The sequence below is a fragment of the Candidatus Defluviibacterium haderslevense genome, from assembly GCA_016712225.1.
In the GTDB taxonomy this organism is placed as follows: Bacteria; Bacteroidota; Bacteroidia; order Chitinophagales; family Saprospiraceae; genus Vicinibacter; species Vicinibacter haderslevensis.
Genome location: JADJRL010000003.1, coordinates 3430852 through 3450458, shown reverse-complemented (window position 1 = coordinate 3450458; position 19607 = coordinate 3430852). Strand labels below are relative to the sequence as shown.

Here is a 19607-nt window from a genome sequence, read left to right as displayed (position 1 = left end):
CTGCTTGGAGATAAAAATTTTATCTTAATAATGTAAAATCTCCTGTTTTAGTAAATTCCTCACCCGAAATCGATAACACTTTGATTTTATAAACAAATACTCCCGGATTTACATTTTTGCCATCCAGGGTCCCATCCCAACCAAATTGACCTGCGCTTGGTAAAAAATTGTTTAAAGTGTATACCCCATTTCCCCAGCGGTCATAGATTTCAAAACTAATGACTTTTACGATATCCAAACCCGTTTCAAAGTTAAAGAGATCATTTACTTTATCCCCATTAGGTGAAAAAATAGTTGGGATATATAGGGAAGGCTCTGTAATTACTTTAATCGTCACATCATCAGACTTTTTACAGCCATTTTCGTCAACTATAGTCAATCTATAAGTTGTTGATACAAAAGGACTAGCTGCAGTATTTATACATGAAGAGCAAGATAAATTATTGTTGGGGGTCCATTGAATCGAAAATAAGGTTAATGTATCTGCATTTGTATTCCCATAAAGTTGAGCAGATTGCCCCAATCTTATCGTTTGGTCTCTATCAATGTCTAAAGTTAATACGGGAGGGTCTGAAATGGACAGGGTGGTATCATAAGGACATCCGAATTTATCTTTAAAAAATAGGTGATAATTACCAGGAGGTAAATTATTGATCGTTGAAATTCTGGAGTAGGATTTATTGTCAAATGAAAAGGTAAATGGCCCATCTCCACCAATGAAATCTGAAATCTGTATACTACCGTTGTTAAATCCTGTACATGATGGTAAATTAAGATCAAGATTGACTCCCTTTATTGGTGAAAAGGATTCAACTAAATTAAATTTTGGATTTGAAGTACACCCATTATTTAAATTTTCAATAATTACTTCATAAGTTCCATTCCCTGATACCAAAATGCTATTTGTATTTTGACCAGATTTAATCAATCCATTTGATGTATTCCAAAAATAAGTATACTGGACTGATGAATCCTTAGGTTTCGCTAAGAGTCGAATGTCTGTTTGTTCACATTTTAATGAATCCAATTGTATTAAATCTATAACTGGAGAAATGGTATCTTTTAAAACGATAACAGTTGTATCCGTGCTACATCCTTGGCTATTTGTAACCTTAAGATTATATGATCCTGATTGGGTTACAATAGGAAATCTTTCTTTAGAACGAAATTGATTTGGTCCCATCCATTCAAACAAGGTATCTAATGCGCTAAATTGACTAGTTAAACGAACCGAATCCGTTTTACAAGTTTGATTTCCACCGCTAGCACCAACTATAGGGAAGGTTTTTTTATTGTCTAAAATAACTTGCTTTTGTGCGGTGCACTGATTGTCACATTTGACGATAACAGTATAAATTCCAGTATCACGAGCAATTGGACTTTGATTATTAGAAAAGAAAATATTATTTGGATCCAACCAAAAATAAGTTGCTCCAAAACACTGGCTTGAAGAAATTAATTGTACAGAATCCGCATTACATGGAAGCGAAACATTTGAAGCAACAATATTGGGCGGAAGCGTATCAACAATCACAGTTGCTGAATCCATTGAAATACAATGATTTTTTTTCGATTGTACTATTACTCTATATAAACCACCTTGAATAACAACAGGTTTCGAACCAATTAGCAGATTGTTATTGACATCGTACCAATTTACATTTACAGCAGTATCATTGGAGACTAATGTGATATCTAATTTTGATCTTGGTCTTGCACAATTGATTGTATCGGCTATTGCAATAATTATTGGTGGATTAATGTCTTCAATAACTTGAACAACTGTATCAAAAGTACAATAATTGGTTCCTTCTAGTTTTAAACTATAAATCCCAGCTTTTTGAAATACCGGAATTGAATCCGTAGATGAATTAAATCCAGGAGCAGACCATAAATAATTTACTTTGGTCGAATTCAATTTGACTTTTGCCTTTGCAGTTAAGTTTAAACAATTTATAGTATCGATATTTACATTTAAAATCTTTGGCCTTAATGTGTCATATTTCAAGGTAAAGGAATCAATTGCATAACATCCGTTGATATCAATTATCTTAATAACATACTTTCCTATTATAGGATTTGAAATTATGCGCAAATAAGATTTTTGATTGAGCGGATTGGTCCATTCTACTGAATCCTGAGCATTAATATTTAATACTTCTAGCTTTGGACTAGATTTAATGCGACAATTGATAGATGTGTCGGAAATTTTAAATTTGGGAATGGTAATTTCTGAAATAACTTGAATGGAATCAAATGTCACACATCCAAATTGGTTGGTTCCCTTAGCAAGATATTTTCCTGCTAATTTAGAATTAATTATTTTGCCATTAATCGTTTTTGAGTCAGGCAAAATCCACTGCACATTGAGATTAGGGTCATTAGAATTTGATTTCAAAGTGCTGATGGGATTTCGACATCGCAAGGTATCTGCTGACAAATTTAATGGCGTAAATTTTTTATTTGATATGACGTTGACTTTTGAGCTCGCCTTGCAACCATTTGAGCCGGTCGCCTCAATCGTATGAATACCAGGAACATCTGTTTTCAAGGTTGCTAACCTTGAGGTATCTCCATTCGGCTTGGTCCATCTAAAAACCGTCAATGGATCAGGTGCACTTGCCCTTAAATCTACAGAAGTCTTTATACAATCAATGGTATCCGTAATAATATCAATAATTGGTTTTATAGTATCATAAACGATTTCAACGCTATCCACATTTATGCAGCCGTTTATCCCAATGGAATTAAAGTAATACCATCCTGCATCATAAACAACAATATTTTCATGATTAGAGCTAAAATTATTTGGACCTCTCCATCTGATCGTATCAATACTATATTGTAACAACAATACAATTTCCGAAGAGTCCTTTAAGCATGTCAATGGATTTCGTTTAATTCCTACAACTGGTGAATGCTTGTTTTTATTTATATCTATAGATTGTTGGGATGTGCAACCAGATGCTGATGTCACCACTAATTTATAAAATCCAGGTTCACCAACAGTAATATCTTTTTTAGTCTCTCTAAAATTCGAAGGGCCTGACCAATCAAATAATACACCATCAGGGCAATCAACCAAAATATGTGCACTATCGCGACTACAATCAATACTATCCGATTTAATCCTTATTAGTGGTCTATCATTAGATTCAAAAACGGTTAACGTGTCGACAGATTGACATCCGTTAGCTAAAGTTACGATTACTTTATAAAGTCCTCTTTCATAGATCCATGGATCTTTTGCTTTGGACGAAAATCCAACAGGCCCTGACCATTGATAAGTATAATTAGTACTGGTGGGCATGTTATGATTTAAAAAAATTTGAATGCTATCTTGGTTACATGGTAATTCATTGGCATTCAAATTAAAATCAGGAGAAATGGTATCTATACTAACTAACAAAAAAGTATCCAATATACAACCTGCAGTGTCTTTAATTTTGATATTATATCTTCCAGGGCATGTTATAATTTGGTCTTTTGAACTTGAATCTATGATACATGGACCTTGCCAAGAAATTGATTCAAGCGGATCAAGTATAATTGGATTCAAGTAAACAGTATCCTGATTACAAGAAATGGTATCCACACTACAAGAGAAATCAGGTATTTTAATTACTGATTTTACAATGAAATTAGTATTCGATTCACATCCATTTATACCGATAAGTTTTAAATTATACTGACCTAAATTCGTTGATTTAATCAAAGTATCAGTAGTATTCAAGACATTTGGTCCAGACCATTCATATGAAGACAGACTATCCCGATTGGCAATAAAAAAAATAGTTGAAGTATCAAGTCTACATGTTATATCGGTAACATTGATTTGAGGAATTAATATATTCTTATTTTCTAATACTGACACATCTATACTGTTAGAACAGCCATTCACATCAGTAACTATAACTTGATATAAACCACCTTTAGTAATGACAACATCAGAATCATTACTGATAACATTCATGCCATCCGACCAATTCCATTGTGGTGTATTGATATTCGTTTTTGCTGAAATAATAACTTGAGATTTAAGGCAGGTTATGGTATCAGACTTTACTTCCAAATCAGGTATGGCTCCATTTTGAATTACAGTATATTCAACAGAATCAATGCAACTACCCTTTTCAATAATCAGCTTGTAAGTTCCAGGTTTATTCACTTTTGGCCTAAGCAAATCATTTAGATCAGAAAAATTACCATCTAAGGTAGACCATTTAATATCAGCACCGGTTGGGAATGTAGATGACGAAATATCTATCACAACCAAAGATCTAAGACAATTGATTTCTTCAATAGGTTGCTTAAGTTGAATAACTAAATCTATTAAAGCTAAATTCAAATGAACCAAAGAATCGCAACCATTTGTGGCTGGTAAAAGAACATCATATTGCCCTGCCGTGTTAAAACTTTGGTTTCCAATCAAAAAATCAGAACCTTTACATATTGAAACTGCTAAATCTACAGGAGCTGGAATTGCTTTAATTTCCAAATTGATACAATCCTGAGACAGACCTGCACAAATACCGAATTTATTAGCTGTTAATTCATTTTCAAATGTACTTAAACGATAATTTTGTCCTGTTTTAGGTATTGCATTGCTATCTACTTTTGAATAAGAAATTCCGCAAATTTTATAATTTCCAGGAGGAGCGTTACGAAAATCTAATGATTTGGTCCGTTCAATGATGGTATCATTTTTTGAAACTAAAAATTGATAATCGTATGTATTTGGATCGGGAATGAATGCGGGTTGAATTGGTAAAAAAGGCAAGTTTAAATTGGCATCACCTTCACAAAAGGATTGTGCTGGAACATTAAAATATCCACCATTCGGGCTGCAATCTTTACAGACTATACCCGAGTTATCACAAAACAACAAACAAAAACTTTCAATGTGCCCTTCATAAAACAAATCATCATCTTTAATAATCAAAGTCCAGGTTCCATTGACAGATCCCTGATTAAAGTCTTCCAGATTACCTTTATGTGGATAATAAGTTCCATTGAAAAACTGCCCTAATATTCCCCAAGGCTGAATATTATCCCACCGAGGTTTAAATCCTGCATCGGGGATTGCAATTTGACTAAAGGGAACAAAGACTACATTCCATTTAGATAAGTTGGTGTTACCGCTAGAACCCACAGGGCCTATTAAAGTAATGGATTGCCCAGAGGGTGACATCAATTCAATGGTAAGATCTCCAATAAATTTATGGTCAAATTTAATTCGAACGCCACAAACACCTTGTTGCGGAGAAGCTAAATCATTCAATACTGCACCAGAAATCTGAAATTTTAAGGTCTGTGTTGTCTTATCTTTTATAATTAAATTAGTATCAATGCAACACCATTGAGAAAAGGCACTCTCAACCTTTAATATTAATAATAAAATTATTAAATACAGTCTCATTTCTATTAACTTTCAAGCTACTTTGGCCTAAGATTATGTAAAGATACCGCTATATTTGATTAGCTAAACACTTAAAAGTTGTATTAAGATGTTAATCAAAGCTTATCATTCTCTTAATCCATGATCCCAAAAAATTTAAAATCGTTGCTCTTATTAGAATCCTTTTATAAAAAAAGACCTTCTGCAATAGCTCCAGAAGGTCCTTAATATTATTTTTTCACTAATTATTTAGTTATCGTAAATTTTTTGATGAGCTGGTTTGTTTCAGAATTCACTCTCAAAAAATAGGTTCCTTGTGGAAGATTTGATAAATCTAATTGTTTTGAATCCAAATATTTTCCGTTTGTCTTTTCATGAAATAGTTCATTCCCAATGAGATCTGTAACTACTAGGTCAGTATTTCCAACAATTGGATCGACCATTTGAATTTCGAATATCCCAAAATTAGGATTTGGAAATATTTCCATCTGATCAACTTGATTCTTAATACCAGCAGGATCATTCAATCCAAAACCAGGATCTGAAATGATTTTTTTCTTTTTATTAGGTCTGTCTGGACACAAAACCGGAGATACTACTGTGATGTAATTTTGTTTAATGATAAAACTGGAACCATTTGAATTCTTAACAGTAAGTTTTACGGTATATATTCCAGATTTTTTGTATAATACTCTCGGGTATTGGATTGTGGAAGTAGCCGGTTCACCACCTTCTATCTGCCATAACCAATCATTAACATCTTTTGAAGAATGGTCATTAAATTGAACATAATCTCCGGCACAAACTTTAAATGAATTCACACTAAAATCTACTTTAGGAATTAGATATACTACAACTTGTTTTAGTAGTTCTTGAGTTCCACAAGAATTAGTGATTTTTAAACTCACATTGAATTCACCTTCTACAGTATAAACATGGCTTGGGGATATTTCAGTACTTGTTGTATTATCTCCAAAATCCCATAAATATGAATTACCAAATTGAGATGTATTCGTAAAAAATACTTCAGTTTTTACAATATTTGATGTAAAAGAAGGGATAGGTAATGATTCAACTGTAATAAATTGAGTTTTGGTTGTGCTTTCTTTATCAGACCCATTAATCGCAACTAAAGTTACATCGAATTTTCCAGGTGTGTTATAAACAACAGTTGGATTCAATAAAGTACTTGTACTTGGATTCCCACCAGGAAAGGTCCACTCATAGGAAGTTGCATTGGTTGATGTGTTTTCAAATTGTACAGTAAACGGAGCACAACCTAATGTATTTGGAACCTTAAAATTAGATCCTAAAGCTTTTGCTATTTCAACTTTCTGGGTATCACTGGTTGTACCGCAACTGTTTACAGCCTTCAATATAACTGTATACTCACCTGGCCCAGCATAACTATGAGAAGGATTTGACTCGGTACTTGACTTACTATCTCCAAAGTCCCATGAATAGCTTGTTGCATCAACTGAAGTATTTGTAAAATCAATTAAAGTCCCAACTGGTGGAGCATGAGTAAATGAAGCAATTGGAATTGTGTCTACAGTAATATATCCGTTTTCAACTTTTACAGAAGTAAATCTTGCATTCTTTGCAGTTAATTTAACATCAAAAACTCCTTTTCTTGGGTAAATAATCACTGGAGGATCTTTTAAAGTAGAAGTTGATGGCGTTCCACCTGGAAATTCCCAAATGAATGTATTTGAATTCGTGGAAGATAAATTTTTATATTTAACTTTTAAAGAAGCACAACCTCTAACTACATCAGCTGAAAAATTTGCTTCGTTTTGAGTTACGACAGTCACTTTTATAGTTTTTTTAACCGTACCACAACGATTGGTAACTTCTAGATCAACATTGTATATCCCATCATTTGCATAAGTATGTTGAGGCTCAAATTCAGTTGAAGTGGTTCCGTCTCCAAATTTCCATAGGTAAGTATCACCGTACATTGAGTTATTTGTTGTGGTCATGTCTCTATCGATCACAAAATAATCAAAAGCTGAAACTGCCTTAATTTCAACATCAATATATTGATTAAAGGTTATTACATCAGATCCAAAAGAATTAGTAACTCGGAGTGTTACATCGTATACCCCTCTTGTATTATAGGTTATCAATGGATTCTGTTGATTGGATGAAGATGGTGTCCCACCTGGGAATGTCCAAGCCCAAGAAGTTGGACCACCTGAAGACAAATCTGTAAACTGTACTTTATTATTAGTCGGAACACAAATTACAGTCGAATTGGCTTTAAAATTCGCTACCGGAGCGGCTCCACCTGTACTACAACCACTTGCACATCCTCTTGAATTGGCGAAATTACTGATAGCCGTTATTGAGGGAGCAGACCATTGATTAGATCCATTTACAGAAGGTGCCATAATATATGGTGAGCCTGATGCATCATGACCATAATTAAAATTATGTCCCATTTCGTGTGCTTGAAGGTTTCTAAGATTACCTCCTCCTGTTCCAAAATCACTACACACATTATATCTCAAATTTCCACATACTGTACCTACCCATGCTAATCCTACAGCACCACTGGTATATTTTCTAGTCCACGCAGTAGCTAAGCCATAAGGTGCTCCACCATATCCGCCTCCATTCGCCCAGCTCACATGGGTATCTAAGTGAGCATTTATATTATTAATACCATTCCAGGGATCACTACCAGTAGATGTCGCAACGAATATGGTTGATACATTTAATTCAATACTATGGGTAAATTCATTATCATAATTAGTCTGGACATTGGCTAATACACCTGTACACCATGCATCTGTTCCATTACCTCTAACTTGAAATACAGTAAAATCATTGGCCAAAGCAACATCAAAAGCAATACAATGTGATCTATTTTCATTCCCTAATGCATCATCAGCAATATGTGAGTTATCTTTCAATTCATCATAACCACACTTCACCGCTGCATTAACGAGAACATCACTTTCTTTGTAAACAACCAAAAGATCTTTAGGAGCATTTTGTACAAAACCGTATGCAGGTTCAAAGAAATATTTTACACCATTATCTTCAATAAATCCATAAAAGAATTGATCACTAATGGTCAAACTTCCCATATGTCCTTGAGATGCATTCGTAGTAATGCGATATGTTTTGATTCGGCCATCTTTTGGTATTTTCACGACACCTTGATCAGTTCCTAATTGTAGAAAATAATTAGACTTTAATAAATCGTATTCAAATAAGTCTAGATTCAGGCGTTTTGAGCCTAATTGTAAATCTAAATTTTGATGAACTGATCTGGATGTAAGGGCATTTTGAACTGAGTTAACATCCAGGGAAACTAACTCATAATTAGAGAATACCGTATTTAAAACAGGTTTTACTAATTGATTTTCAACCGTATTAGCTTTAAATTGTTGAGCTATTACCATGGTAGAAAACAATAAAGTAAACGATAGGAAAAATTTAAATTTCATGATTGCGTTAATTTATTAGACTGCAAGTTAAAAAAAAGTCCAAATTTGCACGGAATTATAACAATTCTAACTTTATATTTTTATTAATAAAATACATAATTAATTATATTACAATATGTTAAACATAATTAAAAAACATCTTTGTTTGTCTATTTTTATCTTTGCGATTGGATTTTTAGGGAGTACCCAACTGTTGGCCCAAAAAAAATCGAAAAAGAAAGAAAAAGAACCCAAAGTAAATATTTGGAAAGAGCGCATGTGGTATGGTGGTGGTGTAAGTTTAGGACTTCAGAGTGCAACCCTAGGAAATAGCGTTAATGGTAATATTTTTCAAATAGGAATTTCCCCATTAGTTGGTTATAAAATTAATTCTTTTTGGTCTGTTGGACCAAGAGTTGAAGTAGTTTATACCGGTGGAAGATTTTCAGATCCACCAGATATTTGGAAATACAATGCTGTCGAATATGGATTTGGGGTATTTTCACGACTTAAATTTCTAAGAGTGTTATTTGCACATTTTGAATATTCTGTATATAATGAAATAGATCAAAACGAATCTTTGATTTTAAAAAATAACCGCTTAATATCTCAAAGGAAGACTAGTGATCGATTGTTAGCTGGATTAGGGTATAATGGTGGAAATGAAATCGACTATGAATTTTACCTCATGTATAATTTTTTAGCAGATAAAGAATCCGTCCAATTACCCATTCAATATAGAATAGGATTCACCTATTTATTTTAGAATTGAATGCTAATTCCCAGATTCCAATGCCTTAAAGCTTGAGGAAAAACGCCCTTATAAGCATTATAATCAGAACTAGTACTACTTAAGTATGGGTCGCTTCCTACATTTATTAATTCTGTAGATTTAAATCTTGTACTCCAACCATGAGTACTGAATCTGGTATTAGCTAGATTAGAAATCTGAAAATAGCTACTCCATTTAGCATATTTAAATGGCAGGTTAAAATTTAATCTACAAGAACTGTATGAGTATTCGGGCAATCGTGAATCACTATAATTCGCCAAATTTAAATATTGACTTCCTACCCATTTTTGATTAAATACAAGACTTATTATTTCGATCTTGTGATTACTAAATAACAATGGAATCTTAATCTGGAAAAATAAAATACGATTTGGAGAATAACTTAAATCAACATTATCATGTTCAACCAATTCTTGATTTACCAATTCATAATTAGCATTATAAACTGGCAACTCCTCAACATAATGACTTACTTTATTTATAGAAAGATTACCATTCAAATCCAATTGCAGGTACTTAAATACATCCAGATGAGCTAATAGTTCCACACCTCTTCTAAAAGACTTTGGCACATTAATTCTCAAGGGTTCTCCTGTATCGTTTAAACCCCCATTATAAGCTAATTGATTCCGATATTCCATAACATAAGAATTTAAAATCAAAAGGCTTTTTTGATGTTGTAGTTTGATGCCCAATTCAAGATCTAGTAATTGTTCTTTCTTCACATCAACATTACTTAAAAGATCTTCCCTATACGGTTCACGTTGGTAAAATGATGTTGAAAAACTGGTCTCAATCTTTGAATTCAACTTATAATGGGCTAACAATTTGGGATTCCACAACCAAGCATTGAAATTCCGATGAATAGTACCGTAAACATCATCAAGTCCATCGATTTGATAGGAAATAAATCTGGTTTGTAACTCACCATTTATAGTGAATCTGGAATTCAATTTATAATTCAATTTGCCACTCCAATTGAGTTCATCTTTCTTCCCGGTATTATCATAATAATTTGAACCCAAGCCTTTAACTTGAGTCAAATGAGCCCATATAGCCTGTCCAAAATGATATCCCTGATAATGACTATAACTCAATGAAACCTGACTTGAAAAATATTTATTCCAACCTGTTTCAATACTGGCATTCATAAATAAAAAATGATTGGTCAACCATTTTAATCTAATAATGTCAGCACTAATTGTATCAGGATGCGTTAATCCAAATTCTCGTAATGTTTTATCCGCCTTATAATTCTCGTAATATCCATTTCCATAAGTATACTGACTACTTAAACTGAAATTGGATTTTTTACTTAAAATATGGTTATAAAAAAATTGAACATGTGTTTGCTTGTAATCATCATTTTCATTTTCATAGGGTGCATCTCCTTTTTCCTGTCCTGCGCTGTTGTATGTATACAATGAATCTATGACAAAATACTGAATGGGTAAACCAAACCATGCCTGACCGGTAACTTCAGTGCCGTGAATTACATTACAACGAATGCTATAATTTTTTTTAATTTTAGCCATACTTAAAAATAATGACCTTAACTTACTTTTAGAACGATCGATAAATCCATCAGAATCTAAACGTGAATAACGAAATTCAATATTATACGCATCTTCAAATAATCCTGTATTTAGATTAACTGAAAATTTTCTAGTATGATAATCCCCAAAGCCAGTACTAACCAATGCAAAGGGTTTAAAATAAAGTTTATTTAAAAACAAGTCAATAGATGCTCCAAAGGCGCCTGGACCATTGCGACTTGGAACAAATCCTGTTGAAACAGATAATTCATCTGTACTGGCTAATATATCCGGAATATCAACAAAATAAGCAATTGAAGATTCCGCATCATTCATTGGAATCCCATTTAAATTAATCTGGATATGAGTTGGATCAACGCCTCTTAATCTAATACCTGTATATCCTAAGCCATTACCTGCATCTGACTGTACCTGGGCAGAAGGTAATGCATTTAATGTGTAAGGAAGATCTTTAGTTTGGTCGAGATCCCGAATTGCATTCTCGTTTAAACTAATTTGTGAAACTGCTTGTTGCTGGTGCCATTTATCACCATAGACCACAATTTCATCAAAATTAATTCGCCTTTCTAAAACCACTGAAAAGTTTACATTTTGAGACAAAACATCTATTTTACGATATTCAGTATCGTATCCATAATCGATGGATAAAGCATAAGATCCGGAAGGTATGGAATCAAACAAATAAAATCCTTTTTGATCAGTGAATACCGTTAGATTCAACTGGGTTATTCTAATTTCAATATGCTGATAAGGGAGATTTGCTTCATCCAAAATATAACCTGATACCTTCCATTGAGCAAATGAAAAAATAGGTAAGCATAAAAATAGGAGTAGACGCATCTTATTTAATAAATTAGAGATAAAACAATAGATGCGCGATTTGCATTACTTCCCTTGATAGCATTACCTAACCAGGTTCAATGGGTATAATCTCAGCCAGTAAAATTTACAATACGGCACCCCTTTAACGGATCAAAGATACATGATTTTAGATAACGATTGATATAAAATTTCGCATTTGAAATTCTTTGTTGACCACTCCCTGTGATTATATAAAACGGCACCTTCAATAGGTTTAGTTCAATTAGATATTCCTTTGAAATCAATGCCCTAGTATGCTCATCTTCCCGCAATGGATCAAAAGTCCATGGCAAATCATCCATGCAGAACAAATAAGCATCTGGTTTGAATTCATATAAAGCTTTATAAAGCCAAGGATCTACCTTCCCAAACTTCAATCTGGACCAAATGATATAGGTTAAAAGATCTGTATCCTCTAATTGTAAGACATTAATTCTACCACTTGATTTCGAGCAATTAAGTTGCGATTGGGCCATGATATTCAAGTCATTATAAGAATATTGCCCTAGAGATTTTTGCAAAAAAAATCGCGCTTGTTCTGGAATCAGCGTACATTTGTAGTGATTTGACAAGATTAAAGCTAAACTGGTTTTACCAGTAGATTCCGGTCCTGTCAAAACAATTCTCATCCAAAACGTATTAATTAGAAACTATTTGTTAAATTATGCATGATATAGAGCCTTTTTATAATTGGCGCGATTTTTATATAAGTGAGGAAGACAAGGATTCACCTTTTTATAAAATGACCTATAATGAATTTGCGTATACTAACAAAATCTATAATTATTATGTTCACCCGCAATGGGATCAATTTGGATCTGAAACAATGTATATCAAAATATTGTTTGCAGATTATGAAGAAGGATATGGCATCTTAGAATTAATCGGTGAGTGGAATGATTGCATTGGAAATGATATTATGTATTTAAAAAGGGACATTATAGATGTAATGATTAAATCGGGAGTTAACAAATTCGTTCTTCTTTGTGAGCATGTTTTAAATTTTCATGGTTCTGATGATTGTTATTATGAAGAATGGAAAGAAGATGTAGAAGATGGAGGATGGGTTTGTTTTGTAAACACTTTGCCTCATGTTCTTGAAGAAATGAAGCGCACCATGATTCAATATCATATTCATATTGGTGAATCATTTAATGATATTAATTGGAGAAAGATGACACCTAATTATTTAGTAGAATTCATTGAAGACAAGATATTAAGTTAATGGAATCAAGCATTACTAAATCGGGATTTGTTAGTATTATTGGTCTACCTAATAGTGGTAAATCTACTTTAGTTAATGCATTTATCGGTACAAAAATGTCTATTGTTTCACATAAAGCACAAACAACTAGACAACGTATTTTTTCAATCTACACAAGCGCAGACACTCAAGTTGTATTTTCCGATACTCCAGGATGGATAGATCAAGCTAGATATCCTTTACAACATATAATGAATAACAATGTAGATGAATCAAAAACAGATGCAGATGTTATTCTCATCGTAGTCGACACTACTCAAAAACTCCAATTATCAAAAAATCTTTTGGATGATCTCATATTTATTGAAGCTCCAAAATTATTAGTTGCGAATAAAATTGATCGCATTTCAGAATACATGCTTGATCAAATATTATTACCAATAAAAGAACAAATCAAACACGACGAATTCTTTGCAGTATCTGCTTTAAATGGAATTGGTGTGGATGCATTAAAAAACAGAATACTGGAACACATTCCGGTACACCCACCCTATTTTCCAGAGGATATAAGTAGTGACCGCCCTATTCGGTTTTTTATTAGTGAATTAATTCGGGAACAAATTTACTACTTGTTTGAAGATGAAATTCCATACAGCACTTTTGTTCATGTTACAGCTTGCAAAGGAGTCGATGATCAAGCACCAATGGCAGTTATTTCAGCTATCGTTTATACGAATAAACAAAGTCAAATTCCAATACTATTAGGGAAAGGAGGCATTAAAATTAAACAACTTGGAATAAAAGCAAGGGAAGAAATTGAAAAATTTTTAAATCAGAAAGTATATTTAGATTTAAGCGTTAAACTGAAGAAGGATTGGCGAGATAATACTGAATACATTGAAAAAACAGGCATATTAAGATGAGATTTACAGCAGCAATTGTCGGGAGACCGAACGTAGGAAAATCAACATTATTCAACCGATTGATTGGATATAAAAAATCCATAGTTGATGATATAAGTGGGGTTACAAGAGATCGAATATATGATGTCTCTGAATGGAATGGAAAATCATTTTATGTAGTAGACACTGGAGGATTTGTGGCTCACTCTGCAGATATATTCGAAAAACAAATTCGCCGACAAGTGGAACTTGCCATTGCAGAGGCAAGTGTAATTATTTATATGGTTGATGTAACAACCGGCATAACAGATTTGGATTTATTTGTCGCAGAATTGTTGAGAAAAGTAAATAAGAAAAAGTTCTTAGTGGTTAATAAAGTAGACAATCATGAGCGATTGATGGCTGCGAATGAATTTTGGTCTTTGGGTTTTGAAGAAATGTATTGTATATCATCAATGACAGGCAGCGGTACTGGAGAGTTATTGGATGCTATTACTGCTTTAGTTCCTGAGGAAGAAATAAGCTTACCTAACATTCCAAAATTTGCAATTATAGGACAACCTAATGTGGGCAAATCATCCTTAATCAATGTATTTCTAGATGAAGAAAGAAATATGGTCACAGATATTGCCGGCACAACACGTGATCCCATTCATACTGAATACAATAAATTTGGAAAAAACTTTATGATTATAGATACTGCGGGTATCAGAAAAAAATCAAAAGTTTTTGAAGATTTAGAATTTTATTCAGTCATTCGCGCTATTAAATGCATCGAAGAATCGGATGTATGTTTCCTCATCATTGATGCCACTTTAGGAATAGAATCACAAGATATGGAACTAGTATCTTTAGTTGTTAAAAGAAATAAAGGACTTGTGGTATTAGTAAACAAATGGGATTTAATTGAAAAAACAACCAACACCGCCAAAGAATTCGAAGCCCGAATCAAAGCCAAAATAGCTCCTTTTGATGATATTCCTATTATGTTTATTTCAGCTAAAGAGAAGCAACGTGTATTTCAAGCATTAGAATTAGGTCTAGAAGTTTATGATCGCAGAGCTCAGAAAATTAAAACTTCAGAACTCAATGAAAAAATGTTGGAGGCCATTGGTAAAATTCCACCACCATCTTTCAGAAATCATTTAATTAAAATCAAATACATAACGCAAATTGATAAAGAATATCCAGTTTTTGCATTCTTTTCAAACTATCCGGATCAAATTAAAGCATCATATAAACAATTTATTGAAAACCAATTACGAACCCTTTACAATTTTAAAGGAGTACCTATTCGATTAGTATTCAAAGAAAAATAAAATGACCATCACCCCTACGGAATTCGAAGGACTATTTATTATACAGCCATTAGTATTTAATGATGCTCGTGGATATTTTATGGAAACCTATAATGAATCTGTGCATTTAATAAATAATTTAAATTACAAATACATTCAAGATAATGAATCCCTTTCACAATATGGTGTCATTCGCGGACTTCATTATCAAAGAAACCCCAATGCACAGGTTAAACTCGTTCGAGTTACTTTAGGTAAAGTTATTGATGTAGTATTAGACTTAAGACCAGATCAAAAAACATTTGGTAAACATTTCAGTATCATTTTGTCTTCTGAAAACAAATCACAACTTTTGGTCCCTGTTGGATTCGCTCATGGTTATGGAGTTCTAAGTGACACCGCAATATTTAATTATAAATGTACAGCATTTTACAACAAAAACGCTGAAGGAGGTGTAAATCTAAATGATGAACATTTACAAATTGATTGGCGCATTCCAAAATCAGAACAACTGATTTCTAGTAAAGATTTGAATTGGCCTAACTTTGGTGATCATCTTCCCTTATGATAAAAATTCTGGTGACCGGAAGCAATGGGCAGTTAGGACAAGAGTTTCAATCCCTGGCAAACCAATATCCAACATTTGAATTTGTTTTTTTTGACCGGCAACAATGGGATATCACAAACGAATCACAAAGTGAAGTCATTTTATCTTCTTATAGGCCTCAATTTTTAATCAATACAGCTGCATTTACGGCTGTTGACAAGGCAGAAACAGAACAAGCGAGCTGTTTTTTATTAAACGATCAAGCACCGACCTATTTATCTCAATTGTGCGAACAATATAATATTCAAATGATACATTATTCAAGCGACTATGTATTCGGTGGAAATTCTATGGTTCCCATTCAAGAGGACGCACAAACAAATCCTCAAGGTATATATGCACAGTCCAAATCAATCGGAGAAAAGCATATATTAGCATCGAATCCGAAGGCAATTATCATCCGAAGTTCCTGGATATATTCTTCGTTCGGGCATAATTTTGTAAAAACGATGTTGCGATTAGCTAAAGACAAAAAAGAGCTTTCTATAGTTAGTGACCAGACAGGATCTCCAACTTATGGCAAAGATTTATGTAAGGCAACTTTGGCTATCATTGAATATTTTAGTAAAACCAATGAACCCAGCAAGGGTCGAATATATCATTATTCTAATTCAGGGTATACCACTTGGGATGAATTGGCTCGTGAGATATTTTCCTATAAAAAGATAGATATTAAAGTTAATTCCATTTCCACTCAAACATATAATGCCCCTGCACCAAGACCAAAATTCAGTGTTCTGGATTGTACTAAAATAAAAACAACATTTGATGTAACAATACCGTTTTGGAAAGATAGCTTACATGATTGCTTAGATCTTATTTCAATTTAAAACATGAGTTGGAAAAAACTAAACAGACTATTGATTACCATTTTAATAATCGTTTATATACCAACGATAATAAAGGCAACTCATAATCGGGCTGGTGAAATAACCTATGTTCAACTATCTGATAATTATGTGCGCGCAATAGTAACTACCTATACTAAAACCTCAAGTAGCAGTGCAGATAGAGATACTATCACAATATCCTGGGGCGATGGAACATTCTCAGCAGCAGGTCGCACCAATGGAAATGGAACAGAGTTTCCGAACGACATTAAAAAAAATATTTATATAGCTGAACATCAATATCCAGGGAGAGGAACCTATGACTTAGGCATGGTGGACCCTAACAGAATAGATAATATTTTAAATATTGATCCACCCAATTCGGTTAATATTCCATTTTACATACAATCAACCATCACATTATTTAACACCACGTTCCAGGGCATTAATCATTCGCCAATACTATTGCAAGCTCCGATTGACTTTGCATGTCTTTACCAGACATTTACTCATAATCCTTCAGCTTTTGATGAAGATGGAGATAGTCTAGCCTACGAATTGGTCATACCCTTAATGGATCGAAATCTTCCAGTTCCAAACTATTTATATCCCAATCAAATTAAATCAGGTCTTAATAACAATATCTATTTAGATCAATTCAGTGGAACCTTTATTTGGAATGCACCCCAAATGGCTGGAGAGTACAATATAGCCATTGCAATTTATGAATTCAGAAAAGGAATTCTAATTGGCAAAATAATACGCGATATGGAAATCTTGGTACAAGAAAGTTGTTCTATGAATTCACCGCCTGTAATAAGCACCACTCAGGATACATGTGTTATAGCAGGTACTTTCTTGGAAATACCCATTCTTATTAACGACGCCGATGTAGGAAATAAAGGAGGATTCGTCAAAGTGGAAGCCGCAGGTGCACCATTTGTAATTATGAATAATGCATCCGTTCTTTTTCCTCCCGGATTTAACAAACCCCTAATAAATGGAAAATTTATCTGGCAAACCAATTGTACACATATCCGAAAAGAATATTATAATGTAACCATAAAAGCTACTGATAATTTTTTTGATACAACGGGATTAAGCACAACACAAACCATACGAATAAAAATTATTGGCCCACCTCCCATTGATTTGAAATCAAAAATTATCAATAATCAGATAGAATTAAATTGGACTAAGCCCTATGCCTGTGATTTTGACAGTACCCATTTCAGAGGTTTTTCGGTGTGGCGAAAAATCAAAAGTCAGTCGATAATACAAGACACATGCAATCCAGGACTTGAGCATTCCAATTATCAGAAAATTGCCTATTTGATTAACTCCTATCAACTACAAAATTATTTTTATATAGATAGCAACATCATTCCCGGACAACTCTATTGCTATAGAGTTCAGGCTGAGTTTGCTAAAATAAGCACCGCTGGTTTTCCATATAATTTTGTGGGTTCATTAGCTTCAAATGAAAGTTGTAATTATTTACAAATTGATAAACCCATACTTTTAAATGTTGATGTCATCAATACTGATCCAAACCTCGGTAGTATAGGCATTAAATGGGCTAAACCAAATCCAAATTTTTTTGACACCATTGCACATCAACCACCATATACAATAAAATTATTTTATTCTAATCCTAATGGTTCGCTATCAGAAATAGTAAGTTACACCAAAACATATTCGAGTTATTCAAATGTCTTAGATACAAATTTCACTCACAAGAATTTATCTACAGATCAATTTCCATATCATTATTTGGTACAATTCCTTTCATCAGATGGTTTTATAGCTCAATCAGATTCAAGCGAAAGCATTTTTTTGAAAGTTAAAAACCTAAATGGAAATGTTCAATTGAGTTGGAGTAATAATACATCGTGGAGCAATTACTTATTTTCAATTTTCAGAAAAGAAGAAAATAGTGTACAATTCGACAGCATAGGACAAACGAACACAACACAATTTATTGATTTAACAGCTGAACAACAACAAAAATATTGTTATTATGTAACATCTTTCGGATCATATGGATTTCAGGGTATCGATTCGATCTTAATCAATCATTCTAATATAAGTTGTATAAAAGTTATGGATGATAGTCCGCCCTGTTGCCCAAAATTAAGCGTTAAAGGTTCATGTGATGAAAACAATAATGCCGAACTCTATAATACATTAAGTTGGAATAATCCCAATGTAGATTGCCCCATAAAAGATGTGGTTGGATATGAAATTTATAAATTAAATAAATCTAATCAACGCGAACTTCTAATAAAAATAAATGACCCTACCAGATTGAATTACATACATGAATATACCATAATAGAACCATTATGTTACGAAGTCATTTCCATTGATTCAAGTGGCAAACAATGTGAATCTCCAATTAATATTTGTGCAAATTATTGTCCTGCATATGAATTACCTAACACTTTTACACCAAATGGGGACGGCCACAATGATATATTTAAACCAATAAAAAATAAATTTATAGAACGGGTAGAATTTCAGGTAGTAAATCAATGGGGAGAATTGGTGTTCCGGACTGAGGATCCAAATCTAAATTGGAACGGAACAAATTTGAAAGGATCTATTTTATCTGATGGCGTATATTATTATTCATGCAAAATACTGCCCTACCCCTCAACTCAACCACTCAAAGATTTGATGATTAAAGGATTTATTGAATTATTAAAAGGCAAATAAACT

Annotated in this window: 11 protein-coding genes and 1 riboswitch; of the genes, 7 read left to right on the top strand and 4 right to left on the bottom strand. The window is 33.1% G+C overall.

Annotation, left to right across the window (positions count from 1 at the left end; translation table 11 throughout):
- Positions 1-19: 19 nt before the first annotated feature.
- Together IPK88_13390 and IPK88_13385 are read right to left on the bottom strand one after the other, a co-directional pair.
- On the bottom strand, positions 20-5419 hold the full coding sequence (locus IPK88_13390; GenBank protein MBK8244417.1) for a gliding motility-associated C-terminal domain-containing protein: 5400 nt from the start codon (positions 5417-5419) through the stop codon (positions 20-22).
- Between the two features lie 224 nt (positions 5420-5643).
- On the bottom strand, positions 5644-8856 hold the full coding sequence (locus IPK88_13385; GenBank protein ID MBK8244416.1) for a PKD domain-containing protein: 3213 nt from the start codon (positions 8854-8856) through the stop codon (positions 5644-5646).
- A gap of 115 nt (positions 8857-8971) precedes the next feature.
- Here IPK88_13385 and IPK88_13380 point away from each other — a divergent pair, with 115 nt between their 5' ends.
- On the top strand, positions 8972-9601 hold the full coding sequence (locus IPK88_13380) for a hypothetical protein (protein MBK8244415.1): 630 nt from the start codon (positions 8972-8974) through the stop codon (positions 9599-9601).
- On the opposite strand, the gene IPK88_13375 is transcribed toward IPK88_13380, so the two are convergent.
- On the bottom strand, positions 9598-12024 hold the full coding sequence (locus IPK88_13375; protein MBK8244414.1) for a TonB-dependent receptor: 2427 nt from the start codon (positions 12022-12024) through the stop codon (positions 9598-9600). The genes IPK88_13380 and IPK88_13375 overlap by 4 nt on opposite strands.
- 32 nt (positions 12025-12056) lie before the next feature.
- Positions 12057-12158: riboswitch (TPP riboswitch) on the bottom strand.
- Complete coding sequence (locus IPK88_13370) at positions 12117-12674, bottom strand: ATP-binding protein (protein ID MBK8244413.1); 558 nt, start codon at positions 12672-12674, stop codon at positions 12117-12119. It overlaps the preceding riboswitch by 42 nt.
- Before the next feature lie 35 nt (positions 12675-12709).
- On the opposite strand from IPK88_13370, the gene IPK88_13365 reads away from it, so the two are divergent.
- Genes IPK88_13365 through IPK88_13340 form a run of 6 tightly spaced genes read left to right on the top strand, consistent with a single transcriptional unit; the run spans position 12710 to position 19604 of the window.
- Positions 12710-13270 carry a hypothetical protein gene (locus IPK88_13365; protein MBK8244412.1) on the top strand — a complete coding sequence of 187 codons (561 nt, stop codon included), beginning with the start codon at positions 12710-12712 and terminating at the stop codon, positions 13268-13270.
- A complete protein-coding gene (gene era / locus IPK88_13360; protein MBK8244411.1) occupies positions 13270-14172 on the top strand; it encodes a GTPase Era in 903 nt (300 codons plus the stop codon). The genes IPK88_13365 and era overlap by 1 nt, the downstream gene beginning before the upstream one ends.
- A complete protein-coding gene (gene der, locus IPK88_13355) occupies positions 14169-15470 on the top strand; it encodes a ribosome biogenesis GTPase Der (GenBank protein MBK8244410.1) in 1302 nt (433 codons plus the stop codon). The genes era and der overlap by 4 nt, the downstream gene beginning before the upstream one ends.
- A gap of 1 nt (position 15471) precedes the next feature.
- Positions 15472-16017: a dTDP-4-dehydrorhamnose 3,5-epimerase gene (gene rfbC / locus IPK88_13350; GenBank protein MBK8244409.1), complete on the top strand. Its 546-nt coding sequence runs from the start codon at positions 15472-15474 to the stop codon at positions 16015-16017.
- Complete coding sequence (gene rfbD / locus IPK88_13345; protein ID MBK8244408.1) at positions 16014-16886, top strand: dTDP-4-dehydrorhamnose reductase; 873 nt, start codon at positions 16014-16016, stop codon at positions 16884-16886. Before rfbC ends, rfbD begins: the two co-directional genes overlap by 4 nt.
- Positions 16887-16889: 3 nt before the next feature.
- Positions 16890-19604, top strand: coding sequence for a gliding motility-associated C-terminal domain-containing protein (locus IPK88_13340; GenBank protein ID MBK8244407.1), 2715 nt, complete (start codon positions 16890-16892; stop codon positions 19602-19604).
- Positions 19605-19607 lie beyond the last annotated feature (3 nt).

Excerpts from the sequence above, each read along its gene's own strand:
- IPK88_13390 (MBK8244417.1), bottom strand. The coding sequence starts at position 5,419 with ATGAGACTGTATTTAATAATTTTATTATTAATATTAAAGGTTGAGAGT.
- IPK88_13385 (MBK8244416.1), bottom strand. The coding sequence starts at position 8,856 with ATGAAATTTAAATTTTTCCTATCGTTTACTTTATTGTTTTCTACCATG.
- IPK88_13380 (MBK8244415.1), top strand. The coding sequence starts at position 8,972 with ATGTTAAACATAATTAAAAAACATCTTTGTTTGTCTATTTTTATCTTT.
- IPK88_13375 (MBK8244414.1), bottom strand. The coding sequence starts at position 12,024 with ATGCGTCTACTCCTATTTTTATGCTTACCTATTTTTTCATTTGCTCAA.
- IPK88_13370 (MBK8244413.1), bottom strand. The coding sequence starts at position 12,674 with ATGAGAATTGTTTTGACAGGACCGGAATCTACTGGTAAAACCAGTTTA.
- IPK88_13365 (MBK8244412.1), top strand. The coding sequence starts at position 12,710 with ATGCATGATATAGAGCCTTTTTATAATTGGCGCGATTTTTATATAAGT.
- era (MBK8244411.1), top strand. The coding sequence starts at position 13,270 with ATGGAATCAAGCATTACTAAATCGGGATTTGTTAGTATTATTGGTCTA.
- der (MBK8244410.1), top strand. The coding sequence starts at position 14,169 with ATGAGATTTACAGCAGCAATTGTCGGGAGACCGAACGTAGGAAAATCA.
- rfbC (MBK8244409.1), top strand. The coding sequence starts at position 15,472 with ATGACCATCACCCCTACGGAATTCGAAGGACTATTTATTATACAGCCA.
- rfbD (MBK8244408.1), top strand. The coding sequence starts at position 16,014 with ATGATAAAAATTCTGGTGACCGGAAGCAATGGGCAGTTAGGACAAGAG.
- IPK88_13340 (MBK8244407.1), top strand. The coding sequence starts at position 16,890 with ATGAGTTGGAAAAAACTAAACAGACTATTGATTACCATTTTAATAATC.